Raw genomic sequence first — 25,607 nt, 5'->3', positions numbered from 1 at the left:
CTCCGGATAAATGGTCAGCTTTTAGCCTAATGAGTTGGGCTTAATTGAAGCTGAACAAGCTTTTGTGATCCCGATTCAGTACACTATGCCAATACTTTCCTGTTACCACGAGCTTGTATGCGTCTGGATAAATTCATCAGCAGCTGCACCGGCCTGACCCGCTCTCAGGCCACCAAAGTGATCCGCCAAGGTCGGGTCGGCGTCAATGGCGAGCCTTGCAAGCAAGGAGCGACCCAGCTCAAAGCGGACGCTACCATCACTCTGGATGACGAACCGCTGGCACTGAGTGGCCCCCGCTATCTGGTGCTGCACAAGCCGGCTGGCTATGTCTGCTCCAGCGATGATCCTGAGCACCCAACGGTGATGATGCTGCTGGATGAGCCGGCGCTGGAGTCACTCAATCCAGTGGGGCGGCTCGATCTCGATACCACTGGCTTGCTGCTCATTACCGACGATGGCCAGTGGTTGCATCGCATTACCTCGCCAAAACACCATGTCGCTAAAACCTACCGGGTCTGGCTGGCCGATCCCATTCCAGCCGATGCGGCAGCACAGTTTGCCGAAGGCGTGCTGCTGCGCGGTGAGAAAGATCCCACCCTGCCCGCCGAGCTGGAAGTCATCGCTGAGCGCGAAGCTCTGCTGACTATTCACGAAGGCCGTTACCATCAGGTGAAACGGATGTTTGCTGCTGTTGGCAACAAAGTGGTGCGGTTGCACCGCGAAAAAATCGGTGATTTTCAGTTGCCGGAGGACTTGTCTGAAGGGGAGTATCGGTTGTTAACAGAGCAGGAAAAGTACCAGCTACAAACAGTGCAAAAATAAATTTAATAAAAGCTTATTTACCATATTGACTAAATTGTAATCTTTGAGTATTTTCAGCCAGCGCCAGGCGCATAAAATAATGATTATGGAGATCTCATGAAAAATACACTTCTTGCCGTTGCTTTAGTCGCAGCAGCAGTTACTGCAGCGCCATCTGCAGAAGCCAATACCTCAATTAACCCATGGAAACACTGTGGCATCGGCGCCATGATTTTTGATGACAACAACACGGCTGCCGCTATCTCAAACGTTATTTGGGATCTTGGAACGACCGCTATTTCTTCTAAAATTTCTTCTGAAGACTCTTGCAAAGGTCAACGTGTAGCTGCCGCTCAATTTTTGCAAGACACCATTGCACAGGTTGAAGAAGAGACCGCCATTGGTGAAGGTCTGCACCTAACAACCGTACTAAACCTGATGGGCTGCGATGCAGCAGCGCACCCTGCATTAATCGGCGAAATGCGTTCACAGTTGGATCTGAACTCTGAAGCAAAAGCTGAAACTTATTTCCTGCAATTGGAAGCTACCATTGCAGAAAATTATGCCACTCAGTGCGCTGTGATTTAAGCCTACTGAAGCTCTGATCTGCCCGCTTTATGCGGGCTTTTCTTATTCTCATGCAGTATGACTATGACAATCCGATTATGGCTTCTACTTTTTCTCTTAACAAGTTCCCTAAGCGAAGCACAAGCCTCAACTCTTGAGCGTTTTCAACAACAAGCTGCTAGTTTGCAATTGCAGCATGAGCCTTACTGGCATGCCTTACTCCATTATAAAAAGCACCGGCTGAATACACAGCGTGTTCGTAGCGAAATTCTGGATGACGATTTCTTTCTTGCACCGGATGGACGTACCAACCCGGCCAGCGAGCTGCAAGCTACCCTGGCTGCAATGTTTCAAGATATCAACGAGGACTCAAATCAGCATGCCAGCTGCCGATTTATTGCCCGTACTCATTGGCTCGAAAAAAAGCTCACAGGGTTAGCAGAAGTGCGCCCCCGCTCTGCCTGTACTTTGTTTGAACAGTGGGCAGAGCCCGAGTATCTGGACTCCGTGAGCTTAGTATTTGCCAGTGGTTACTTGGGCAACCCAGCCTCATTTTATGGCCATATCCTCCTGAAACTGAACAGCAGCAACCCAGTCAAGACCCACCTGCAGCACCAAAGTCTGAATTATGGCGCGGCAGTGCCGGATCAAGAGAATCCTTTTGCCTACATTATCAAAGGACTTTTTGGCGGTTATCAGTCCACCTTCTCGTATGGTGAGTTTTATAAAAACTCCTTAACGTACGGTGAGCATGAACTCAGAGACTTATGGGAGTATCAGTTAAACCTGACAGATGATGAAGTCTTGCAGCTAACCTACCATGCCTGGGAGTTGATTGGACGCCACCACACCTATTATTTTCTAAAAGAAAATTGTGCTTTTCGCATGGCTCAGTTGCTGGAGTTAATTATTGATGCCCGGTTAAAGCCAGACCTGCAACCCTGGGCTATGCCGATCTCTGTTTTCCACGCAGTTTCTGGCATCGAGCATCAGGGGCAGCCTTTGATCCGAGCAATCAAACTCCATCCCTCCAGGCAACACCGCTTTTACCAGAAATATAAGCAACTGAATGCTGTTCAACAACAAGCCGTTGCAGCCATTATCCATCATGACTTCAGGGTGCAGAACTTCTTAGAGCCACTGCCATCAGCAGAGCAGCAAGCTCAAGTATTAGAAGCCTTATTCGACTATGTGGAATTCGCTGATTTGGGCGAGCCTGAAGCTATTCAGCAAAAAAAACAGGGGCTGCTGCAAGCAAGATTAATGCTGCCAGTGCTACCGCCAGCTCCATTTCCACAACCAGAGCAATTTCCTCATCAAAGTACGCGCCCCTCCATGTGGCAACTGCAAGCTTCGCATAAAAGCGACAAATTTATACCCGGTGTGCGATTCCGGGCAGCCTATTACGATTTATTGACCGCTCAGACGGGCCAGCCACCTTTTTCTGCGTTAGGCATGTTTGATGTCACTTTAGCAAGAGAAGAGCAACGTTTCGTCATCCAACAATTTGAGCTGTTACGTATCGAGCAAATGAACTTATCCACTACAGGCTTACCTGCCGACTCTGGTTTTGCCTGGAAAGTTGCACTTGGTTACCGGTCGCTGACCCGTCACTGTTCTGATTGCCGTCACCTATATGCCGAAGGTGGTCTGGGGAAAGCCATTCGCTTCCAAGAGTATGGGATTGTCTATGCCATGCTGGATGGACGGCTTCACCCTGCCGGAGAACAGCTTAACTTGGTCAGCGCTGTTGGCAGGCTTGGCGCTATTGTCGATATCCATCCAGGCTGGCGCAGCCAACTGGAGTTTGGCTGGAGTAGTTACGCTCAATCCGGTCATCAGAGTTATGGCTGGTACCGCTGGCACAACCGCTTTGGTCAGAGTCCTGATTGGGATATCCGGCTCTCCTTGGGCACTACTCAGGACGCTACACAGTGGACACTGTCCTACAGTCGTTATTGGTAACGATGTGACTTTTACCAAATCATGGCTAAACTTAAAAAAACAACAATGAGGGCAACTGCATGAACTTTATTATCTTTTTATTGATTGGCGCCTTAGCAGGCTGGTTGGCCGGGCAATTAATGAAAGGCCGGGGCTTTGGCCTTATTGTGAACATTGTGGTCGGGGTCGTGGGCTCATTTATCGGCGGCCTGGTGTTTTCTGCACTGGGGCTTGGGCCAACCAACCTGCTCGGCACCTTGATTATGGCCACCATTGGTGCTGTGGTGCTGCTGTTCTTACTCAGCTTAATTAATAAGAAAGCCTGAGCTGCGCTTAATCAAATAAATCCGGCTCGGTAGCAGGGCTGTTTGCGGCCCCGCTGCCGCCATTTTTTTGTTCACGCCGCTTTTTACGCTGTGCCAGCAATTTTAAAATTCGAGCTTTTTCCGCTACCGGCTTTTGTGGCCAGTTAAAGCGTTCTTCGCGTGAGCGCAGGCAGCCTTTGCAATAACCACGATTATCGCTTTCACAGACCCCAATGCAGGGGTTGGGCAAATCAAACAGCTCTAACTGATCCATCCGGGCTCGCTGGCAATGGCCGATAACTGCAGTGTACTCCGCCAGACAGAAGCTGTGCAAATCGCTCTACAGCGGCTTTTTTGCGATAAATTGCCTGTCAACAGAAAAAATCGTTGACTTCAGACTGATAGACGGCTATTTATATAAGCAACTGGCGTGGTTTTTCACCACAGCCCCAATTAACCGTTAGAGTTAGTGAAGAATTACAAAATGCGTTTAGCAACCGTTCTGAACATTATTGTCCTCGTAGTCGTGGTGATTATTAGTCGCTGCGGGGGCTTGCGTTTGGAATTTACCAGCTAAATAACCAGATTCCAGAAAACCCCCGCTCCGCAAGGACCGGGGGTTTTTTCGTTTCCGGGCCTTAAAAAAGCGGGCTGAATAAGTCCAGAGGAACAACGATGAAAGGCGCAGATTTGGTAATGAAGGTGTTGCAGCAACACGGGGTAGACAGCATCTTCGGCTACCCCGGTGGGGCCATCATGCCGATTTACGATGCCATCTACCAAAGCCCAATTAAGCACTATTTGTGTCGGCATGAGCAAGGTGGTGCTTTCTCGGCCATAGGCTATGCCCGCAGCTCCGGCAAGGTGGGTGTCTGTCTGGCGACTTCGGGCCCTGGCGCGACCAATCTAATCACCTCGCTGGCCGATGCCTTGCTGGACTCGGTGCCCCTGGTAGCGATCACCGGTCAGGTGGCACAGGGCGTGATGGGTACCGATGCCTTCCAGGAAATTGATGTGCTGGGGCTGAGCCTGCCGGTCACCAAACACAGCTTTTTGGTGGAGCACATCGATGCACTGGAAGACACCCTGCACCAGGCCTTTGCCCTGGCGCAAAGTGGCCGCCCCGGCCCGGTACTGGTGGACATTCCAAAAAACATCCAACAGGCCGAAGTCAGCTGCAGCTTAAAACCGGTGTCTGCTGCGCCAAAATCGTCATTACCACAGGTGGCGGCCGACCAGCTGCACCAAGCCCGCGCATTGATTGCTGCCGCCGAACGGCCCATCGCGTACATCGGTGGTGGCGTCCATATGGCTGATGCCATCGCCGAGCTGCAGCAGTTTTTAACCGAAAGCGCCATGCCATCGGTCACCACCTTAAAAGCCATGGGATCAGTGGCCAAAGACAACCCCTATTATCTCGGCATGCTGGGCATGCATGGCACTCAGGCGGCTAATCTGGCGGTGCAGCAATGCGATTTGCTGATCTGTCTGGGGGCCCGCTTTGACGATCGGGTCACCGGCAAGCTGGACAGCTTTGCCCCAGATGCCAAGGTGATTCAGCTGGATATCGACCCGGCCGAAATCAACAAGCTGCGCCAGCCCGATTGCGCCATGCTGGGCCCAATGCAGCAATTGCTGCCGGCGATGACGGTCGCGACCCACTGCCAACCCTGGCTCGAGCACTGCCTGGCGCTAAAGCAGCAGCACGGCTGGCGCTACGATCATCCGGGCGAGCGGATTTATGCGCCGCTGATGTTAAAGCAGCTCAGCGACCGCCTGCCGGATAACAGCGTGGTCTGTTGCGATGTCGGCCAGCATCAGATGTGGGTGGCGCAGCACATGCGCTTTAATCACCCACGCAATCATTTAAGTAGTGGCGGTTTGGGCACTATGGGTTTTGGCTTGCCGGCCGCCATCGGTGCCAAGCTGGCCCGGCCAGAAGATACAGTGCTGGCCGTCAGTGGCGATGGCTCCTTTATGATGAATGTGCAGGAGCTGGGTACCATCAAACGTTTTCGGCTGCCGGTCAAGATCGTCATCATCGACAATCAACGCCTGGGCATGGTGAAGCAATGGCAGCAGCTGTTCTTCAACGAGCGCTACAGCGAAACCGATTTATCGGACAATCCCGACTTTGTCGCTCTGGCCGCCGCTTTTGCGATACCGGGCCACACCATCAGCCGCAAAGACGAAGTGGCCGATGCGATAGAGGCCATGCTGACCTGGCCCGGCCCTTATTTGCTGCATGTACGGATTGATGAGCAAGACAACGTCTGGCCCCTAGTGCCGCCTGGGGCTGCTAACGAAGACATGTTAACGGAGAGAGCGCAATGAACCATGTACTGACCATCCAAACCAAAAACCAGACGGTAGTGCTGGAGCGTGTGCTGCAAGTCACCCGTTACCGCGGCTTTCAGTTAACCGGCCTGGAGATGAAGCCACAAAGCAGCCAGGCCGGCTTGCTGCTGACCTTGTCGATTGCCAGTGACAAACCGATCCATCTGCTGACCAGCCAACTGAACAAGCTGGTCGATGTCGAGCAATTGGAGCTGCACAGCGAGCAACTGGCATCGCTGCGGGCCTAATCACTTATTCTTTGCTAATGTTAACGATGCCCAGCGGCATCAGGGAGTATCCACGCAATGCCAAAATTACGATCCGCCACCGTCACCGAAGGCAGAAACATGGCTGGCGCCAGAGCGCTGTGGCGTGCCACCGGCGTCAAAGACACCGACTTCGGCAAGCCCATTATCGCGGTGGTGAATTCTTTTTGTGAGTTTGTACCCGGCCATGTGCATCTGCGCGATCTGGGCAAGCTGGTCGCTGCCAGCATCGCCGAAGCCGGTGGTATCGCCAAAGAGTTCAATACCATAGCGGTGGACGATGGCATTGCCATGGGCCATGGCGGCATGCTGTACAGTTTGCCGTCGCGCGAGCTGATTGCTGATTCGGTCGAGTACATGGTCAATGCCCATTGCGCCGATGCCATGGTGTGCATCTCCAACTGCGATAAAATCACCCCTGGCATGCTGATGGCTGCGATGCGGCTGAATGTGCCGGTGATCTTTGTGTCCGGCGGCCCGATGGAAGCCGGCAAAACCAAGTTGTCGGATCAAATCATCAAGCTCGATCTGGTCGATGCCATGGTGTCGGCGGCTGATCCCAAGGTCAGTGACAGCGACAGCGAGGCGATAGAGCGCAGCGCCTGCCCAACCTGCGGCTCCTGCTCCGGCATGTTTACCGCCAACTCGATGAACTGCCTGGTCGAAGCACTGGGCTTAGGCCAGCCAGGCAATGGCTCCTTACTGGCCACCCATGCCGATCGCAAAGAACTGTTTGTCCAGGCTGGTTACCGCATTATGGAGCTGTGCAACCGCTGGTACCACAACGACGATGCCGGCGCTTTGCCGCGTAACATTGCCAGCAAGGCTGCCTTTGAAAATGCCATGATGCTGGATATCGCCATGGGCGGCTCCACCAACACCGTACTGCACTTGCTGGCCGCAGCGCTGGAAGGCGAGGTGGATTTCAGCATGGCCGATATTGACCGGTTATCACGGATAGTACCGCACCTGTGCAAGGTCGCACCCTCGACCCAGAAGTACCATATGGAAGACGTGCATCGCGCCGGTGGCGTGATGGGTATTCTGGCCGAGCTAAACCGCGCCGGCTTGCTGGATCCCAGCACCGGCCATGTCTGTGGGGGGAGCATGGGTGAAGTGCTGGCCAAGTGGGACATCAAAACCAGTCAGCACGAACAGGTGAAACAATTTTACATGGCCGGCCCGGCCGGCATCCGCACCACCCAGGCTTTCTCGCAGAATTGCCGTTACCCCAGCCTGGATGATGACCGCGAACAAGGCTGCATTCGCAGCAAAGAGCACGCTTATTCACAAGATGGTGGCCTGGCAGTACTGAGCGGCAATCTGGCACCCAATGGCTGCATTGTGAAAACAGCCGGCGTCGATGAGGAGTGCCTGGTATTCAATGGCCGGGCACGGATCTTTGAAAGTCAGGACGACGCCGTTGCCGCTATTCTGGCTGGCAAGGTCGTGGCCGGTGATGCGGTGATTATTCGCTACGAAGGCCCGAAAGGTGGTCCAGGCATGCAGGAAATGCTGTACCCGACCAGTTACCTGAAGTCGATGGGGTTGGGTAAGTCCTGTGCGCTGATCACCGATGGCCGTTTTTCCGGTGGCACCTCCGGCCTGTCCATTGGCCACGTCTCGCCGGAGGCCGCCAGTGGTGGCGCTATAGCGCTGGTGCAGGATGGCGATCGGATTGAGATTGATATTCCGGGTCGCAAAATTGCCATTGCCATCAGCGATGACGAACTGGCTGAGCGCCGCGCCGCGATGGAGGCGAAAGGGACCGCGGCCTGGAAACCGCTGGATCGACAGCGCGTGGTCAGCAATGCGCTGAAAGCTTATGCCATGCTGGCCAGCAGTGCCGATAAGGGTGCGGTGCGGGATTTGTCGAAGTTGGAAGGCTAGTATCCAGCATAGCGCAGACAGGCAGCAACACGCGGGGACGGGGTAAATACTTCCCTGTACCCTCTTGTCCGGCATCCATGCCGTACAGGCCCCGCTTAGTTGCTCCCTGTCTCCGCTCGAGACCTGGATGCAGCGGCGAGAAAAACAGTCAAAAAGTAGTTAGCAGTTATTAAGTCAACGGAGTAGTAATGAATAACCTGGCAACAGCACAACCCGCCCCGACAGATACCGATGTGATGCAGCAGTATCTGCGCGAGATTTTGCTGTCGCCGGTGTATCAGGCGGCGGTGGAAACCCCGACCCAGCCGATGGCCAAGCTAAGCCAGCGGCTGGTGCAACAGGTATGGCTTAAGCGCGAAGACAAGCAGCCGGTCTATTCCTTCAAACTGCGCGGGGCCTTTCATAAGCTGCACAAAGTGAAACAGCACAGCCCGGATGCGCGGGTGGTTTGTGCCTCGGCCGGTAATCATGCCCAGGGGGTGGCGCTGTCGGCCAGCAAGCTGGGCCTGCAGGCCACCATAGTGATGCCAATCACCACGCCGGAAATCAAAGTGGCGGCGGTCAAAGCACTGGGCGGTAAGGTGGTGCAACACGGCACCGGCTTTGATGAGGCCAACCGCTTTGCCATGGAGCTAGCCGAAACCGAAGGGGCCTGCTACATCCCGCCTTTTGACGATCCGGATGTGATTGCCGGCCAGGGCACGGTCGCCAAAGAACTGCTGACCCAGCACAATCAGCTGGATGCGGTTTTTATCCCGGTCGGTGGCGGTGGTTTGCTGGCTGGTATGGCGGTCTACATCAAGGCGGTGTTGCCGCATGTCAAAGTGATCGGAGTCGAGCCGGACGATGCCAACTGTTTGCAGGCAGCGCTAAAAGCCGGTGCGCCGGTGACGCTGGAGCGGGTTGGCCTTTTTGCCGATGGGGTGGCGGTCAAGCGCATTGGCAGCGAAAACTTCAAACTGGCGCAGCAGTATTGCGATGATGTAATTACTGTCAGCAGTGATGAAATCTGCGCTGCCATTAAAGATATTTTCGATGATTTGCGGGCAGTGGCCGAACCTGCCGGTGCGCTCGCACTGGCGGGGTTAAAGAAGTACAGCCAGCAGGCCGCTACCGCGCCCAATCTGCAACTGGCGGCGGTGTTAAGCGGGGCCAACCTTAATTTCGATACTCTGCGCTATGTCTCTGAGCGTTGCGAGCTGGGTGAGAAAAAAGAAGCCGTGCTGGCTGTGACCATCCCAGAGCAGACTGGCAGCTTCCGCCGCTTTTGCCAGACGTTGGGCGGTCGCGCCATCACCGAGTTTAACTACCGCTATGCCAGCGACCACAAGGCCCATATTTTTGTCGGCATCAAACTGCGCCATGGGGAACAGGAGCTGAATACCGTCAAGCAGGCACTGCAGGATGCCGGTTACGACTTTCTGGATTTATCCGACGATGAGCTGGCCAAATTGCATGTGCGTCATATGGTCGGCGGCCTGCCTCCGCGACCCTTGACCGAGCAGGTGTACCAATTCAGCTTTCCCGAGTACCCGGGCGCGTTGATGAATTTCCTGAATACGCTGGGCGAGCACCAAAACATCACGCTGTTCCACTACCGTAACCACGGCGCCGCTACCGGCGATGTGCTGGCAGGCTTTGAAGTAGCGGAACACCATGACATCGCCGAGCATTTAAACACCCTGGGCTATGAATACCGGCTGGTCAGTGATAATCAAAGCTACCGGACGTTTTTAACGGCAGGGTAAAAGAGCTAGCTGCTTCCCATGAAATAGGGTGTAATTCAATTGATTACGCCCTTTTCGTTGCTAGACTTAATGAAGTTCAGACTAACTGATACTCTGAGAGTTGCCGTGGTACACCGCTATTGCAACTTAAACCCATTGGTCTGAAGCGCTTGCCTGGCAAACTGACTAATGCCTGCTTTATCCTGATATTCCAGAGTTTGCACTCCAAAAATAGTCAGCTCTTGTTCAACTTCTTTGAATGCAGCTTGAAGTTTGTTATCTGTACTAACAGGTCCCTGTAAAGGCAACAGTATATTCTGCTTTTGCAGTACTTGGTGGTTTACCAATCGACGGAAACGGCCAAGCCAATGTTCAGCATGGTCAAGCACCCTGGTAGCCGTTCTCTGCCGGAAAGCTAAAGGCCTTATAACAAATAGGTCATTTGTTTTGGCTACCAGCGGCAATGTAACCTCTATTAAGTTATCCTGAATCTTTTGCTGCTTAAAGTGCGTAAGCTTTTCATCGCGGAGTTGCTGGCGAATCACCTTAACCATCAGATTTTCCTGATACTCTTCTGTCAGGAAGGTGCGATGGACCAGTTGCTCAAACAATTGATTGAGCACAGCTTCCGGTTTTTTTTCAAGGTACAGCGTACGTAGTTCAGAGTAACGGACTAATGTTTCTCTTGGCCGAACCACTTCCTGCATGTGCAATGCGAGATCTTTTGCCGCCAGTTTACCAGCATATGCATTTAGGCGCTGCAGCTCTTCTTCCACTGTTTGTAAGGTGGCTTTATACAACTTACCATTTAGGTCTTCAAAAAAGTCCGTCACTCTGGCAAAGCGAGTGGGGGCCAAGCGAAAATCAATTAAGCCAAGTTCTGGAGCACACAGCACGATGCCGACATTAGCGAATTCGCCTGTCTCTGCATGTGGCATAAATCGTACTATTGCATACTGATACAGCGTTTTCATATCAGCACCTCCCAAAACTCATCATCATTATACTGCAACAAAGTCCTTCGTATCTGTTGCAAATAGTCGGTCTCGTCATCAAGCCATGTGGCTGGTAAGGTTGCAGCATACTGTTCAAAGCCTTGCAAAGCAATGGTCAGCTTCGCACTGTAGTGGTCCTGCCACAACACATCCCGCTGGCTGCTTAACCATACTTTATTACCGGGGTGTAAGTATGCGTTTCTACCGAAATTATAGTCCTCATCAAAGGCAAGGTTGTGATCAAGCACTACATAGTTATCTGAGCCTGCTTGGTAAAATAAGTTCGGATTACCACTATACTCCGTCATGGTGCGATCTTCATTTTTTATCCAATAATCAAATAAGAATAAGTCGCGGGCAAATTGAGCAGGAAGTTTTAAGGCATTTGAGTATGTTATTTCTATTAGGTCAGGAATGAGCCGGGAACCAAAGACAACGGTGTCTCCATCACCTAGCACCATGAATCGACACACTAAATCTAAAGCTATGACAATCATCTGGAAAAAACAAACTTTACTTTGGTCTGGCGACAGAGATTAAAGTAAAGAACTCTGTTTGGACGTTGCGGCTACTTACCACGACTAGTATGGACTAAGCAGCTTTTTACTATACATTGCTGCACTGCAAGTACACGTATGATGCTTGCTCAGGCCTGGAGCCTCAGCTACACTTTGCGCGATTTTCACACAGGAGCCATAACATGAGTAAACCAGCAACAACCGAGCATGGCCGCGGGGAAATCCGCGATAATGCGATGAAAGCCTTAGTCACCAGCAAAGTATTTCAAACTAGGGTGGTGAAGGCGAAAAAGGGCAAAGGGTCCTACCAGCGAAAAGGGCGTAATTCCAACGATTACGCCCTTGTTGTTTTACTATATAGCTTTGTTAAAACCCACCATTAAAACTGGGGTGCAAATTGGTCTGGTTGTGGTTGCTGCCACTTTCCCAGTCCTGACCACTGCCGCCGGTTGGGCCTTTACGGGTTTTCCATTCAAAGTTGCCCGGATCCGGGATGGTCACTTCCCAGACATGGCCACTGGTCCAGGTGCCTTCAATACCGCCGCCCCAATTGGTGAGCTCTGCACTGCTGCCAGTGAAGAACAGTGAAAAACCATAGCCAACATCCTTGGTCATCCGCAGGGTAATGGATCCCGGCTGAGTGCCACCACTGGATTGTGGTACCCAGACTGACCAACCGGTACTTTCCGTTATAGTGACCGGGAAGCTGCCATAACCCTGCGCATTGGTGGTCACCGTGCCGCTGACATTGCCGGTATAATCGTAAAAGGTGGTATTCGGCTGATGGCTGTTGATGGAGAACGACTGCTGACCACCCCAGTTACGACCCGACATCAGCATCACCAGACCGGTGCCCGGCACAGTGCTAAGCCCTTCGCGCACATAGGCGTAGACGGCCTCGGTATTGCCGGAGTACTCATGGCCGGGGCCATAGGCAAAGTAGCGGCGCGCCTCAATCAATTTATCCAGCGTTGGCGCCATGCCAAATTCGTCGTAATCGCGGGCAAACACGGTCGGCACCCCATGTTCACGCAACAAAATGTAAGCGTAGGCCTGGTTCTTGTAGTTGATCACCTGCGGCATGCCATAAGGATTGCCGGCCCGGCTGGTGTCGTGGTTATCGACAAAAGTGACCGCCCGATCGCGGTGCTGGCTATTAACCAGACCACCCCACCAGCGCATATCTTTGCCGCCACTGCTTAAAGCAACAAAGTCTTCGCGCAAATTGAAATCAAAAGCGCGCAAATGCGGCGTATTGACGGCATCCAGATAGCCGTTGATATCACTGACCCAGGCTTCGGCGACAAAGAACACATCCTCGCTGGTGGCCCACTGTACGTGATTGATCCAGTCACGGGTAAAATCGGTATCAACATGGGCAATGGCATCCATCCGAAAGCCGCTAAAACCAACGCTGTTGATGATCCACTCCCCCCAGGCTTTCATTTCCTGCTGCACTTCAAAACGGTTGTAATCGACATCCTCACCCATCAAATAAGGGAAGTGGAAGGTATTGCCCCACCATTTTCCGGGGTAGAGCTGATTGTCGGAGCCATTAAACGCGGTCCAGTTCCAGTCAAAGTCATGCCACAAGTAGCCCCAGTTTTGCTGGGTATAATGCGCCTGCCGACCTTGCAGATGATACGCGGTCCAGGCCAGGCCAAAGCCAGGAATATGCTCCTGTGCATCGGCACCCATGCGGTGGTTAAACACCACATCAAAATAGGCCTGAATACCCAGTTGGTCCAGAGCACTCAGTGCTTGTTGCAGCTGCTGACGGGTACCGTAACGGGTGGCGGTGGTGCCTTTTTGGTTAAACTCGCCCAGATCCCAGAAATCGTATACATCGTAACCGACACTGAAAGTACCATTCATGCCTTTGGCGGCGGGCGGCAACCACATCGAGGTAATGCCACGCTCGGCCAAAGGGGCCGCCATGGCCGGTAAATTGGCCCAAAGGCCAGGGTAGGCATCCCAATAAAATGCCTGGTACATGGTGTTGTTCACCTGCTGTGGTGGAATTTGTGGTAACTCGCTGGCCTGCAGGCCAAAGGATAAGCTGAGAGCGGATAAGGCAATGGCGCTGTGGCGCACCCTCTGCCAGATGGCGTTTTTCGCTGTGTTTTGCATGATTCTACCTGAAAATAAATGGTTTTATTTCCGGCCTGTAGTTGTACTACCCGGCTTCATGCCTTGCCGTCCTACGACTTTGTCCTTGTTGTTACCCCCTGCGTCTCCAAACGCCACCAGCTGTACTAAACAGGCCTGCGATCTCTGCGCTTAAAACTTGCACAAAGCCTTACCGTTATGGCCAAGTTGGTGCAGGTAAACAAGATGAATACGTATGCAAGCACAAATTAACGAAATATTTGCACTATTTTGGGGAAATCAGAGTGAATGGCGGGCATGATCGTCTTGCTGATCTCAGAGAAATTAAGGCGCCTCCACAGCTGAAAAGTAACGTTGTTGCAAGCCGGATAGAGCGCCATCGGCTACCAGTTGCTGCCAGGCCAGTTGCAGCTGGTGCAAACGCTCTTTATCAAAGGCTGCTTTGCTCACTGCCAGGTAAACCGGACTTTCATACAAGGTAAAAAGCGCAACCAGCTCCTGCTGATCCAACACCTGCTGTTGATACAGCTGTTGCAGCGTCAGACTGTCTTCAAAGGTCAGTTGTATCCGGCCACGTAGTAGTAAATCCAGCTTTTGCTGGCTGGTACCAACATAAGCAAGGCGTTCTTGCAGATGTGTATTCTGCGCCAGCTCATTGGCAAATTCCTGACCGTAAAACACCCCCTGCATCAGGCCGATATGCCCATCCACCTCTGCCAACTGCTGCAGATTGCTCACCTGACCAAGCAATGAGCTCGACCCAACTACCATAGTACGCTCGGTGCTGACCGGACCGATAAAGTGAGCAAACTCAGCGCGCTCTGCATTTTTCGACACATTGCTCATCATGCCAAGCTCACCCTCTGCCAACAGTTGCATGGCCCGGCCAAAGGGGATTTCCAACAGCTCCAGCTGACAGCCCATCCGCTCAGCCAACTGCTGATACAACTCCGCATTGAAGCCTTGCCACTCCACCTCGCCGGTGGCCGATTCCAACTTAATAAAACGCGGAGGAAAATGCTGTGCCTGCACCTTGAGCAAGCAGGGTTCTGCCTGCAGTGAAGTGGCGCTTATCATCACCAGAACCAACAGCCATCGGACCATAGCCATGCCAAATAAAAAATCGGAACCTAAGTATGGATAAAGCTGAAAAAAATAGCCAGACCAGGCAGCTTGGTACCGCCCGGTCTGATGTCAATTTAGCGCGATGGCAAGCGCACCTGACCACGCACTTCCTGATGCCGTACTGAGCCGCTGCCTTTGCGCTCCAGGCTCAAGTCCCCGCCAATGCGCTCGGCACGGATGCTGCCGGAGCCGATGGAGCCAAAGGCTGCATTGCCGGTCACATCACTGATCCGGGCTGAGCCGGAGCTAATGCGGTCTACGCTGACCGAGCCCTGCACATCACTGGCCCGGATCTGGCCTGAGCTTAGGCTGTTGAGCGTGACATCACCGGCTGCACTTTCAATACTGAGCTGTCCCGAACTGACACTGCTGGCCTGCACGGCACCGACCTGACGCAACGTGACCTGACCAGACGACAGCGCATTTAACTGCACCGGGCCAGCCTCGACCAAAGTGAGTTGACCACTGGACACCGTGCTGCTGACCGGGCCGGCTACCTTGCTGGCCTGCACCCGGCCAGAGCTTACTACCAAATCTAAACCGGCAATATTTTCAATACTGGCCGAACCAGAGCTGACCGTCAGATCCAGCAGCATGGACGCAGGCACCTGCAACGTTAAATCGAACCAACCATAGTTGCCTCCCCGCCCAAAGAGCCCTGAGCCAAACTGATTGGAGCGCCGCTCAGGCAACAACTGCAATTGCGTAGACTGGCCCTGCTGCCGGCTTGCCAGTTGCAATTCATCCAGACGCTTTTGCGATGAAGCACACAACCGGGCATGCACGGTCACTTCATTACTATTGCCACCTGTCAGCTTCAGCTGATCGGAGGCCATGGTCAGTTGCAAGCGCTGTACGTCCGACAAATTAAGTGTCCGCTCCGCACTGTAGGCACAGCGTTCATTCGCCAGTGCCAAACCAGAGCTAAGTGCCAACACGGCGATACCAAGTTTCCACATACTGTATTCCCCTTTTGTTTGTTTGAGCCTATCCAGCTCTAAACTCAAAAGCAAAGAATGGGCCAAAATACAATAGTGATACCTATCAATAACTTAACAAAAAATTATTGACTACCCATACCCCTGAGATCAGCAAGTTCGCCAATAAGTGGCGGATTTGAGCAAGCAAAGCGCTGCCCCATCAGGCCACTTTAAATTCTGCCACTAAATTGTTCAGCTCTTCTGCCACACGCGCCAGCTCCTGACTTGATGCGCTGGTTTGATTAGCGCCCGCTGCTGTTTGGGTAGATAAATCCTGAATCGTGGTCAGATTCGAGTCCACTTCTTTCGAGACCATGGATTGCTGCTCAACGGCAGCAGCAATAGCGGCATTTTGCTGGTTGATATTATCAATCACCTCCGTCACCTGCTGAATGGCCTCTTCGGTTTCTGACGCGGCCTGCATGGTACTTACCGCCTGCTCGTTGCTTTCACTAATGGCCTGGACCGTGCTGTTGGTTTCTTGCTGCACCGCATTGATCATGGTTTCAATTTGTTTAGTCGACTCCTGAGTGCGGTGTGCTAAAGCCCGTACTTCATCCGCCACCACCGCAAAGCCCCGGCCACTCTCACCGGCCCGGGCGGCCTCAATCGCTGCATTGAGCGCTAACAAGTTGGTTTGCTCAGCAATGGCACGAATCACATCTAGCAAAGAGCCTATATCTTTGACCCGACCTGCCAGTGACTCCACCCCACTCAAGCTATTTTCTATGCCGCTAACCAGGGTTTTTAAAGTCTGCATGGTTTGCAGCACCTTTTGCTGCCCTTGCTTGCTGGCAGCTTCGGCGGCATCGGATTCGCGTGAGGTTTCGCTAGCACTTTCAGCCACATTTTCAATGGCAGCCGTCAGTTCATTGACCGCTGTCGCAGCCTGCTCCAGTTCACTACTCTGGGTATGGAGGTTGGCGGTAGCCTGCTCGGTCACCACACTCAGCTCTTCAGAGGTGGATGCCAGCTGACTGGCCGATTGGCCAATATGATTCAGTGTTTCTTTTAAGCTCTGTTGCATCGCAAGCAAAGCTCGTAACATCGCGGCAGGCTCGTCCTTACCTTCGACTTCAAACTGTAGGTTTAAATCATTGCTGGCTATGGTCTCAGCTAAGATCACGGCTTGTTGCATGGGTCCTATCAGACTTCGGCTATAAAGCCAGGCAAAAAAGTGCACTTAACAGCAACACGATCACCAAACCAAGCCCCAACAATAACTGAGCCTGATCGGGTACCCGCTCAACGTCCTGACCGGTAGCTGCAACATTCGTACGAATCTGTTCCACCACAGCATCAATCGCAACCATCAAATCATCGTCCTGTTGACGTAAAGTGCCGGTCTGTAGCTGTCTGGCCTCTGCTGAGCGGCCAGCCTGCACATGCTGCACCAATTGCTGAAAGCTTTGCTGATACTGCTGGAATTGCTGTTCAGCTGAGCGCAGCGCTGCCTGCGACGGCCCATCAGGCAGCAACGCACTGAGGGCCTGACTATCACGTTGATAATGCCGAACCAAGACTTCCGCTTCTGTCAGTAGCTCACGAAGTTCAGTGGCATTTTCTGAAGTGCGGATACGATGCGACTGAATAATCAACGCCATTAAATCTCTGCGCAGATTGCCTGCCTCATTGGCAGCACTAAAATCTGTCGTCACCAACTGGCCGGTAATGCTTTCAACCCGCTCCATCTGTAGAATCGCATTCAGCCCCAGCACCAGAGTAAGCAGAGCAACCAAGCCAAAAGCAAACGCTGAGCGCATGCCCAGTTTTATTGAACGAATCAAAAGAACTCCCGAAAATTCAGAACTATACAGCAGACGCACTATCTATCAGTGCATGATAACAACGAGTGCAAAACAACAAGCAGCTTCCAGCTAACTATAGACAAAGCAGTGGGATTGCGCCAACCAGCGGTTGGCGCTGAAGGGACTGTCTAGTTCAACCAGGGGGTATCAGGCAACATCGCCAGATGCTGGCAATAACGGGACAAATTAAAGGCTTCTTTGCGCTCTATCACCGCCTCCATTTCCGGTGCTAAGGCGCACGCCATCAGTTCAATCGCTTCTTCGCGGCTATGGCCGGTCAGTTGCAGTCGCATCAGGGTTTCAGTGGTTTCTTTCGGGTAACGGTCGGCCAATTGGTTTTCAATCACTTCAAACAACAGGCTTTGATCAAGCTGAGCATCGTCCATCGGGGGATCCTAGATTCGATTGAGTGACCTTAGTATGACGGATCCGACCGTCCTTGTCAGGCCAGAAAGATTGGAAAAGGCCACTGACGAAGAGCCCGGTTTACTGCTAAGATGTTTTCTTTAAAAAATCAGATAACTGCTGCGCTATGCTCTTGACACTCAAACACAAAATGTCCGCTCTCGGCCCCGGTTTGCTGATGGCCACCGCTGCCATTGGTGGCTCGCATCTGGTGGCTTCCACCCAGGCTGGCGCGCTCTTTGGTTGGCAGCTGTTGGGGCTGATTTTGCTGGTCAATGTGCTGAAATACCCATTCTTCCGTTTTGGGGTGCAGTACACTCTGGAGCAGGGTGAGAGTCTGTTGCAAGGTTATCAACGCAAAGGCCGCGGCTACTTTTACAGCTTTATCGTACTAAACCTGATAGCGGCTGTGGTCAATACCGCTGGTGTGCTGCTGTTAACCGCCAGCTTACTGCACTATGCGCTGCCCTGGCAGGTGTCGGTGACCCTGTTGTGCTGGCTGATTCTGGCCGTCTGTCTGCTGATTTTATTGCTTGGCCACTATCGGGCGCTGGATAAAGTCGCCAAGTTGATTATGGTGTTGCTGACGCTTGGTACCATCATCGCTGCTGTGATTGCGGCGCTGAATGGCGCCATGGCGCCAGCCGATTATCAGGGACCAAGCCCCTGGCAACTGGCGATGCTGGGTTTTCTGGTCGCTTTGATGGGCTGGATGCCGGCCCCGATAGAGATTTCTGCTATCAGCTCGCTCTGGCTAACCGCCAAGCAGCGCCAGCAGCCGATCAGCCGCCAGCAAGGTTTGTTTGACTTTAACCTGGGTTACTGGCTGACCGCAGGTCTGGCACTGGTGTTTGTCTCCTTGGGAGCTCTGGTGCAATACGGCAGTGATCAGCCGATAGCGCTGGCAGGTGCTGCGTTTGCTCAGCAACTCATTGGCATGTACGGCAGCACCATAGGGGACTGGTCGCGGCCGCTGGTCGCCGCCATCGCCTTTTTGTGCATGTTTGGCACTACCATCACGGTACTGGATGGCTACGCCAGAAGCTTGAATGAATCTTTTACCTTGCTGGGCTTACACCAGCGTGGCCAGCGCCGCAGTTACCAGGGCTGGCTGTTGGGCCAAGCCCTGGCTGGCATGGCGGTGATCCTGTTTTTCCGCTCAGCGCTTGGGCCTATGCTGACCTTTGCCATGACATTGGCCTTTTTAACCACGCCGGTCTTTGCCTGGCTGAATTACCGGTTGATGCGCCGCCACAGCAGCCAGCCCCTACCTGCATTGCTGGTGTGGTGGAGCCGGCTTGGCCTCTTGTACCTGCTCGGCTTTGCACTGCTGTTTTTGTTGTGGTATAGCAAGCTGTTGGACTAACCCCTGCTATTGAGCATCTTGCTGCGGCAAGGTGAGCACCAGCTGCTTTACCTGATTGGCGGCAATATCCTCGGCTTTAAACAGCACCGGCCGCCATTGCAGTTGGCTAAAGTGCTGTGTTTGATCATCAAAATGCACCGATTCTGGATCGTGCGACTGGCTATAAGCCAGCAACATCGTAGCCTGAGGGCCTTGCTCGCTAAACTGCAACGCCAGCACATAACTGCTGCCATAATTGGTGCGGTAACCGTATGTGTTGTCTTCCAATTGCATCAAAGGCGAGCGATCTGGCCGGGCTTGACCGGTAACAATGGTTGCCAGGCGCGAGGTGCTGCGTGATTGTGCTACCCCTTCCACCATATTAAAGACGCCTTCATACGAATAGCCGCCATGCATCGGAATGGGTTGCTGGCCGCTGGCCTTGACCAGGTGTTGTACGTCGGCAAGGGCAGCCTGAGGATTGATGTTGGCTTGTTGCAGGCGATGTAGTGCTGCGGCCAGTGCCAGTAAAATAGGATCCTGCTCTGCTGGCTCCACCGCCGGCGCCAGCCCTGTTGGTGTCTCTGTTGGCAGCGCTGGATCAAAGGGGATAGCAAACAAGGTATCGGATAAATCCCGATGACCAGGCACCCGGAACTCTGCCAAAAACTCCCGCATTAATAGCGCACCCTGGCTACTCAACTGATACTGCCCATCCCATTGCGCCAATGCCTGGCAGGCGGGTGTCAGGTCGACTGCTTCATCCAGTTGCAATAAAGGAGCATCCTGACAGCGCTGCAACAAAGGTTGGTGCAATGTCTGGCCAAAGAGGGAGCCATTGTGATCCAGCACCTGCTGCAAGGCTGCTAAATCAAACTGGCCATCGCTGCCACTGACGATGGGGCTTGCCAGTAACATTGCATTGTAGCGGGTACGTGGGCTGCGAATACTTTGCTCGGGCCCGTACACCAGGCTATAGCCTTCCAGCCGCTCCGTGAGATGGCTCAACCAGTGGCTGCTATTGGCATTAAAGGCATAATCGTCACGTGTCAGCTTTGGCGCTTCTGACAGGGGCACCAGGCCTGGGGTATGCGTCTGGCCACTATCGTACCAGGCAAACAATGGGTTGTTGCCAGGCAGCAACAAGCTGCCAGCACCATCCTGCCATAATACTGACAACGGCGGGGCGCCGATGGCCTGACGCATGATCTGCTCGGCCTCAGGATGCAAGCGCGGTACCTGGGAAGCATCGACATAACTGGCGGTGCCTTCACTGCTGGCCATTAAGGTATTGACCCAGGGGATCCCCTGGTGCTCGGCCAAAGCATCAAAGAACTCGGCGGTGGTGCTGGCTTTATTCAGCGCCAGCCACTGCTGCAGCATCCGGCTGTTGCCAAGGTTAGCATCTTTAATGGCCACCGCACTTTGGCTGGTCCAGCCCAGGCTGGGATCCAGGCTGGCTAAATTGACCAAAGGACCAAAGTGGCTGTGGTACAGGGTGTGCTCATGGCTGATCAAACTACCATCTGCTTGCCGAATTTCAACGGTGACCTGCTGCGGCGTGATGTCCCGATACTCGTCACCGTAACGATAACGCATGGAGTTGCCAGGCTCCAATTCCAGTTGATACAGGGTAAAACGCTTGCCCTGCGATACCGTATGGGTCCAGCCAAGCTGTTGGTTAAAACCAATCAACACTGCCGGCATGCCAATCATGCTGGCACCGGTCACATCCAGGGTGCCAGGAATGGTCAGGTGCTGCTCAAAAAAGCGCAGCTCCCCATCCCAGGGGAAATGGGGGTTGGCCAGTAAGCTGGCTTTGGCACCGGCACTGCGTTCTGCCCCCAATGCCCAGCCATTGCTGCCAAGGCCATTGGCACTAAATAACTGCGTCGGGTTCAGAGCCAGCTCAATCCCTGCTTCGCCGGATGGTGGCTGAGCGGCAGCCATAGCAGTTAAAAAGTTACGGCTGCTGGCGAGCAGAGCTAAATCCATATGGTAAGCCAGCAGGTCGATTTCGGAAATGGGCTGCACCCAGTCGGCATCACGGCAAGGGCTGGGGTAAGCCGCCGGACTATCAAACTCGCTTAAGCGTTGGTTAAAGCCGGCCACATAGCCATTGAGTGCAGCACGGGCATCTTCCGGTAAAGCCGCCAGCCGTTCTGCAGCCATTGCTGGCAAGTTCAGCCCGAGATAGCCAGCATCCATCAATACAAAATACTGATTGGGGCCGGGGCCGAAGGTGCGTGCCTGCTTGCCTTGCAATTTTAATATTTGCTCCGACAAGGTGCAGAGGTTCTCGCTGGCCTGACTGTAGCCAACGCCATACCCCAAACCACGATAACTGCTGGCTTCGATATGCGGCACGCCATAGGCCGTGTAGGTAATCTGTACTTGCTCAGCGGGGTCTTTGCTGCTGTTGCAGGCGGTGAGTAGAAGAGCCGCTACGGGCAGAAGTTGACGCATCATAACTTTAAGCAACCTGAATGAAAATACTATGTAACCATCATAGACCATTGACATTGAAAGATCAGGCGGCAAAGTTCACACAGTATTCATTAAAACACTATGAAAGGCACACTTTGAACTGATAGGACTGGCTTCAAAGATGTGCCCTGACTGTCTCTCCGACGCAGACATAAAGAGTGCTGCAGTCGTAGCAAGTACTTTTAAAGCGCCAGAGTTTTCTCTCCGCGGGCAATGCCGGAAACACCGGAGCGCACCACTTCGATAATGGCTGAGCCTTTGAGCGCCTCGATAAAAGCATCCAGCTTGTCCGAAGTACCGACCACCTGAATGGTGAAGGTTTTAGCAGTGACATCGATGATTTGACCGCGAAAGATATCGGCACAGCGTTTAACTTCATCGCGCTGCTCATTGCTGGTGGCTTTGACCTTGATCAGCATCAGCTCGCGCTCGACATGGGCGCTTTCGCTTAAGTCCTGTAACTTCACCACCTCGATCAGCTTATGCAGCTGCTTGGTGATTTGCTCGATCACCTGATCGTTGCCATGGGTCACCAGCGTTAGCCGCGACATAGTAGCATCCTCAGTCGGTGCTACCGTCAGCGAGTCGATGTTGTAACCACGCTGCGCAAACAGGCCTACCACACGCGCCAATGAGCCCGGCTCGTTTTCCAGCAAAACAGAAATAATATGACGCATGATTAAGTCCTCTTTGTTTTGCTTAAGAACATCTCATTGATGGCACCACCGGGAACCTGCATTGGATACACATGCTCCTTTGGATCGACATGAATGTCTAAAAACACCAGTTGATCCTTAGTGGCAAAGGCGCGCTCCAGCGCCGGTTGCAGCTCTTCCGGTTTGGTGACCCGAATGCCGACATGACCGTAAGCTTCAGCCAGTTTGACAAAGTCCGGCAACGAGTCCATGTAAGAGCTGGCATAGCGCGACTCGTAGTTCATGTCCTGCCACTGCTTGACCATGCCAAGGTAACCATTGTTCAGGTTGATGATTTTCACACCCAGGCCGTACTGCTTGCAGGTGGACAATTCCTGAATATTCATCTGAATCGAGCCTTCACCGGTGACACAGACCACATCGGCATCGGGGTAATTCAGCTTCACGCCCATGGCGGCTGGCAAGCCAAAGCCCATGGTGCCAAGGCCGCCGGAGTTAATCCAGCGGTTTGGTTTGTTGAACTGATAATACTGAGCGGCAAACATCTGGTGCTGACCGACGTCGCTGGTGACATAGGCTTCGCCTTTGGTGATGCGGCTGACTGCTTCAATCACCGCCTGAGGCTTTAACACTGGCGTATCGCTGTCGTAACGACCGCCATGCACAGCGCGCCACTCATCAATTTGCTGCCACCAGGTCGCCAGTGCGGGCGCGTCCGGCTGAGCTTTCTTTTGCTCCAGTTGCGCCAGCATGGCTGACAGCACCGGCTTCACCAGGCCAACAATCGGAATATGGGCATTGATGGTTTTGGAAATGCTGGCCGGATCGATATCAATATGGATGATGGTGGCATCCGGGCAGAATTTTTTGGTGTTGTTGGTGACCCTGTCATCAAAGCGGGCGCCGACCGCCAAAATCACATCGGCATGGTGCATGGTCATATTGGCTTCATAACTACCGTGCATACCCAGCATGCCAACAAACTGCCGATCGGCGGCAGGGTAAGCACCAAGGCCCATCAGGGTATTGGTCACCGGGTAGTTCAGCTTACGCGCCAGCGCAGTCAGTTCGTCGGACGCCTGGCCCATAATGACGCCGCCACCGGCATAAATCACCGGTCGCTTGGCTTTTAATAAAGCAGTGACCGCTTTTTTAATTTGCCCAGGGTGACCAGCTGCGGTCGGGTTGTAGGAGCGCAGCTTGATCGACTCTGGGTATTGGTACGGATAGCGCTCATTCGGCATCGTCATATCTTTCGGAATATCCAGCACCACAGGTCCCGGCCGGCCGCTTTGCGCAATATAAAAGGCTTTTTTAATCAGGTAAGGGATATCTTCCGGCCGCCGTACCGACATGTTGTGTTTCACAATGGGGCGGGAAATGCCGAGCATATCGGTTTCCTGAAAAGCATCTTCACCAATCAGGTGGCTCATCACCTGACCGGTCAGCACCACCATTGGGATCGAGTCCATGTAGGCGGTAGCAATGCCAGTCACCGCATTGGTCGCACCGGGGCCAGAGGTAACCAGCACCACACCGGCCTTGCCACTGGCTCGGGCATAGGCATCGGCCATATGGGTGGCAGCCTGTTCATGGCGCACCAGCACGTGCTTGACTTTGCTTTGCTGAAACAGCGCATCGTATATATGCAGCACAGCGCCACCCGGGTAGCCATACAGGTATTCCACGCCCTCGTCGGCCAGTGCACGGATCACCATGGCGGCGCCAGACAGCATCTCAGTTTTGGTATTCTGGCTTGTCATTGGTTCATTCTCTTTTGGTTCTAACATGCAAAGCAAAACAGCCTGCATGTCGCAGGCGTTGGAAACAAACTTCGACTGCTTACAGGCAAAGTTGTGGTTGTACGTGGCTGGTTGGAGGTGCCGCTTCGTTGGCGGCTGCGGCTGTTGGAATTATTTTAAGCCGTCTGTATGGCTTTAATGTACGTGATCGTTGGCACGATGTCGATGCCTTTTGCTGGTTTTTTCATGGCCTCGGTGCCTTGCCATGCCTTGCAAAACAAGGGTGCTGTCCTCATAGTATAACCATTGCCCGCAAACAAGGAACAACCGTGTCTTCCAGCCCGATTTTTGATGTCAGTATGGACAATGTGCGTGAACTGCTGGCCGCCTCTCAGCAACAACCGGTGGTATTTTTATTCTGGTCGGCGCAAAGCCAGGAATCACTGCAACTGGATCAGCAATTAAGTCAGCGCATGGCTAAAGCCCAGGGACAGTTGTTACTGGCCCGGGTCAATTGCGATGAACAGCAGCAAATGGCGATGCAATTTGGCATTCAGGCCCTGCCTACCACATTAATCATCAAAGATGGTCAGCCGGTCGATGGTTTTGCCGGCCCGTTGGACGACAAGGCTCTGGATGACAAGCTGGCCGCTTACCTGCCCAAAGCGGAAGACGAACTGGTGCAGCAAGCCTTGGTTTTGTTGGATGAGGCCAAACATCAAGACGCCTTTCCACTACTCAGTGAAGCCCTGCAACTGGCCCCTGAACGGGTGGATATCAAGCTGTTACTGGCCGACTGCGTGGTAGAGTTGGGCCAGTTGGAGCAAGCAGAAGCCCTGCTGGCAACCGTGCTGCTGCAGGATCAGAATGCCGATTATAAGGCCGTCCAGTCCAAGCTGGCCCTGGCCAAAGAAGCAGCCGATACTCCGGAAATTCAGGCATTGGAAGCAGCTCTGGCAAGCTCCCCGGATGACATGCAGTTACAAGAACAGCTGGCAGTGCAGTATCAGCAGGTGAAGCGCTCGGCTGAAGCGCTCGAGCTGCTGCACGGCATTTTGCGGCAGGATCTGAATTTTTCCGAAAGTAAAAAGCTCTATCTGGATATTCTGGCGGCCTTGCCCAAAGGCGATCCCATTGCCAGTCAGTACCGTCGGAAGTTGTACAGTTTGTTGTATTAAATAAGTTTGCTCAGGCCAGCCTAATGGCTGGCTTGCCAGATTTGGCGGATGCGATCCGACAGAGTCATAGGATCAAAAGGTTTCACTACCACGTCGATAGCACCTAAGTCTTTGTACGATTGGACTTCATGGCTTTGTACCTTGGCAGTCATGAATACCACGGGTATGGTGCTAAGATCAAAACGTTGTTGCAGTTGTCGCAGGGTCTCAGGCCCATCCATGCCAGGCATCATCACATCCAGTAATACCAACTGAGGATTAAAGTTGGCAAACTGTTCCAGCGCCTGCTGACCGCCATGGCAGCTGCATACTTCAAAACCACCTACGGCCTCCAGGGCGATTTTGGCGATTTGCTGAATGGAGGGGTCATCTTCTACATGAAGAATTCGAACCAGTTCGGTCATCTCAGGCAATTCCTGTTG

24 protein-coding genes are annotated in these 25,607 nt (G+C 53.2%); 11 read left to right on the top strand and 13 right to left on the bottom strand.

The window, feature by feature from the left end; all coding sequences use genetic code 11:
* Positions 1-117: 117 nt before the first annotated feature.
* From rsuA to QWF21_RS08955, 4 genes are all read left to right on the top strand, one after another.
* The gene (gene rsuA, locus QWF21_RS08970) at positions 118-822 is read left to right on the top strand and encodes a 16S rRNA pseudouridine(516) synthase RsuA (protein WP_330087711.1); all 705 of its coding nucleotides are present in this window, start codon (positions 118-120) and stop codon (positions 820-822) included.
* Positions 823-918: 96 nt separating this feature from the next.
* Complete coding sequence (locus QWF21_RS08965; protein WP_330087710.1) at positions 919-1,389, top strand: DUF3015 family protein; 471 nt, start codon at positions 919-921, stop codon at positions 1,387-1,389.
* Positions 1,390-1,452: 63 nt separating this feature from the next.
* On the top strand, positions 1,453-3,333 hold the full coding sequence (locus QWF21_RS08960; protein WP_330087709.1) for an Lnb N-terminal periplasmic domain-containing protein: 1,881 nt from the start codon (positions 1,453-1,455) through the stop codon (positions 3,331-3,333).
* 59 nt (positions 3,334-3,392) lie between these two features.
* Positions 3,393-3,638 carry a GlsB/YeaQ/YmgE family stress response membrane protein gene (locus QWF21_RS08955; protein WP_330087708.1) on the top strand — a complete coding sequence of 82 codons (246 nt, stop codon included), beginning with the start codon at positions 3,393-3,395 and terminating at the stop codon, positions 3,636-3,638.
* A gap of 7 nt (positions 3,639-3,645) precedes the next feature.
* Here the strand turns inward: QWF21_RS08955 and QWF21_RS08950 are convergent, their stop codons facing one another.
* Positions 3,646-3,891 carry a DUF1289 domain-containing protein gene (locus tag QWF21_RS08950; RefSeq protein WP_330087707.1) on the bottom strand — a complete coding sequence of 82 codons (246 nt, stop codon included), beginning with the start codon at positions 3,889-3,891 and terminating at the stop codon, positions 3,646-3,648.
* 401 nt (positions 3,892-4,292) lie between these two features.
* Between QWF21_RS08950 and ilvG the strand changes: the two genes are divergently transcribed.
* From ilvG to ilvA, 4 genes are all read left to right on the top strand, one after another.
* On the top strand, positions 4,293-5,951 hold the full coding sequence (ilvG, locus tag QWF21_RS08945; RefSeq protein WP_330087706.1) for an acetolactate synthase 2 catalytic subunit: 1,659 nt from the start codon (positions 4,293-4,295) through the stop codon (positions 5,949-5,951).
* Entirely contained in the window at positions 5,948-6,202 is a 255-nt protein-coding gene (gene ilvM, locus QWF21_RS08940) for an acetolactate synthase 2 small subunit (protein ID WP_305946141.1), read from the top strand. The genes ilvG and ilvM overlap by 4 nt, the downstream gene beginning before the upstream one ends.
* 57 nt (positions 6,203-6,259) lie before the next feature.
* Positions 6,260-8,110 (top strand): dihydroxy-acid dehydratase, encoded by a 1,851-nt coding sequence (gene ilvD / locus QWF21_RS08935; protein WP_330087705.1) that lies wholly within the window; start codon positions 6,260-6,262, stop codon positions 8,108-8,110.
* Between the two features lie 188 nt (positions 8,111-8,298).
* On the top strand, positions 8,299-9,858 hold the full coding sequence (gene ilvA, locus QWF21_RS08930) for a threonine ammonia-lyase, biosynthetic (protein WP_330087704.1): 1,560 nt from the start codon (positions 8,299-8,301) through the stop codon (positions 9,856-9,858).
* Between the two features lie 116 nt (positions 9,859-9,974).
* On the opposite strand, the gene QWF21_RS08925 is transcribed toward ilvA, so the two are convergent.
* Both QWF21_RS08925 and QWF21_RS08920 read right to left on the bottom strand, forming a co-directional pair.
* Positions 9,975-10,811, bottom strand: coding sequence for a DUF3037 domain-containing protein (locus QWF21_RS08925; protein WP_330087703.1), 837 nt, complete (start codon positions 10,809-10,811; stop codon positions 9,975-9,977).
* Positions 10,808-11,293, bottom strand: a complete 486-nt coding sequence (locus QWF21_RS08920) for a HipA family kinase (protein WP_330087702.1) — start codon at positions 11,291-11,293, stop codon at positions 10,808-10,810. Before QWF21_RS08920 ends, QWF21_RS08925 begins: the two co-directional genes overlap by 4 nt.
* 239 nt (positions 11,294-11,532) lie before the next feature.
* Between QWF21_RS08920 and QWF21_RS08915 the strand changes: the two genes are divergently transcribed.
* Positions 11,533-11,733 (top strand): ribosome alternative rescue factor ArfA, encoded by a 201-nt coding sequence (locus QWF21_RS08915; protein WP_330087701.1) that lies wholly within the window; start codon positions 11,533-11,535, stop codon positions 11,731-11,733.
* On the opposite strand, the gene QWF21_RS08910 is transcribed toward QWF21_RS08915, so the two are convergent.
* The 6 genes from QWF21_RS08910 to QWF21_RS08885 form a co-directional block, all read right to left on the bottom strand.
* Positions 11,717-13,480 carry an alpha-amylase domain-containing protein gene (locus QWF21_RS08910; RefSeq protein WP_330087700.1) on the bottom strand — a complete coding sequence of 588 codons (1,764 nt, stop codon included), beginning with the start codon at positions 13,478-13,480 and terminating at the stop codon, positions 11,717-11,719. The two genes, QWF21_RS08915 and QWF21_RS08910, sit on opposite strands and share 17 nt — an antisense overlap.
* A 303-nt stretch (positions 13,481-13,783) precedes the next feature.
* The gene (locus QWF21_RS08905; protein ID WP_330087699.1) at positions 13,784-14,563 is read right to left on the bottom strand and encodes a substrate-binding periplasmic protein; all 780 of its coding nucleotides are present in this window, start codon (positions 14,561-14,563) and stop codon (positions 13,784-13,786) included.
* A gap of 95 nt (positions 14,564-14,658) precedes the next feature.
* Positions 14,659-15,543 (bottom strand): DUF4097 family beta strand repeat-containing protein, encoded by an 885-nt coding sequence (locus QWF21_RS08900; RefSeq protein WP_330087698.1) that lies wholly within the window; start codon positions 15,541-15,543, stop codon positions 14,659-14,661.
* Positions 15,544-15,724: 181 nt separating this feature from the next.
* Complete coding sequence (locus tag QWF21_RS08895; RefSeq protein WP_330087697.1) at positions 15,725-16,702, bottom strand: methyl-accepting chemotaxis protein; 978 nt, start codon at positions 16,700-16,702, stop codon at positions 15,725-15,727.
* A gap of 19 nt (positions 16,703-16,721) precedes the next feature.
* The gene (locus QWF21_RS08890; RefSeq protein ID WP_330087696.1) at positions 16,722-17,351 is read right to left on the bottom strand and encodes an MCP four helix bundle domain-containing protein; all 630 of its coding nucleotides are present in this window, start codon (positions 17,349-17,351) and stop codon (positions 16,722-16,724) included.
* 149 nt (positions 17,352-17,500) lie between these two features.
* The gene (locus QWF21_RS08885; RefSeq protein WP_330087695.1) at positions 17,501-17,758 is read right to left on the bottom strand and encodes a hypothetical protein; all 258 of its coding nucleotides are present in this window, start codon (positions 17,756-17,758) and stop codon (positions 17,501-17,503) included.
* A 146-nt stretch (positions 17,759-17,904) separates the two neighbouring features.
* Here QWF21_RS08885 and QWF21_RS08880 point away from each other — a divergent pair, with 146 nt between their 5' ends.
* Positions 17,905-19,143, top strand: coding sequence for an NRAMP family divalent metal transporter (locus QWF21_RS08880; protein WP_330087694.1), 1,239 nt, complete (start codon positions 17,905-17,907; stop codon positions 19,141-19,143).
* A gap of 6 nt (positions 19,144-19,149) precedes the next feature.
* On the opposite strand, the gene QWF21_RS08875 is transcribed toward QWF21_RS08880, so the two are convergent.
* From QWF21_RS08875 to QWF21_RS08865, 3 genes are all read right to left on the bottom strand, one after another.
* Positions 19,150-21,591, bottom strand: coding sequence for a penicillin acylase family protein (locus QWF21_RS08875; RefSeq protein WP_330087693.1), 2,442 nt, complete (start codon positions 21,589-21,591; stop codon positions 19,150-19,152).
* Positions 21,592-21,791: 200 nt separating this feature from the next.
* The gene (gene ilvN, locus QWF21_RS08870; protein ID WP_228591362.1) at positions 21,792-22,286 is read right to left on the bottom strand and encodes an acetolactate synthase small subunit; all 495 of its coding nucleotides are present in this window, start codon (positions 22,284-22,286) and stop codon (positions 21,792-21,794) included.
* 2 nt (positions 22,287-22,288) lie between these two features.
* Complete coding sequence (locus tag QWF21_RS08865) at positions 22,289-24,028, bottom strand: acetolactate synthase 3 large subunit (protein ID WP_330087692.1); 1,740 nt, start codon at positions 24,026-24,028, stop codon at positions 22,289-22,291.
* A gap of 308 nt (positions 24,029-24,336) precedes the next feature.
* Between QWF21_RS08865 and QWF21_RS08860 the strand changes: the two genes are divergently transcribed.
* Complete coding sequence (locus QWF21_RS08860) at positions 24,337-25,185, top strand: tetratricopeptide repeat protein (protein ID WP_330087691.1); 849 nt, start codon at positions 24,337-24,339, stop codon at positions 25,183-25,185.
* Between the two features lie 20 nt (positions 25,186-25,205).
* Here the strand turns inward: QWF21_RS08860 and QWF21_RS08855 are convergent, their stop codons facing one another.
* A complete protein-coding gene (locus QWF21_RS08855) occupies positions 25,206-25,589 on the bottom strand; it encodes a response regulator (protein WP_330087690.1) in 384 nt (127 codons plus the stop codon).
* Between the last annotated feature and the right edge of the window lie 18 nt (positions 25,590-25,607).

Source organism: Alkalimonas mucilaginosa, from assembly GCF_036327005.1.
In the GTDB taxonomy this organism is placed as follows: domain Bacteria; phylum Pseudomonadota; class Gammaproteobacteria; order Enterobacterales; family Alteromonadaceae; genus Alkalimonas; species Alkalimonas mucilaginosa.
Note: the sequence above shows the minus strand (reverse complement) of the source record. Positions and strands in the feature narration are given on the sequence as shown.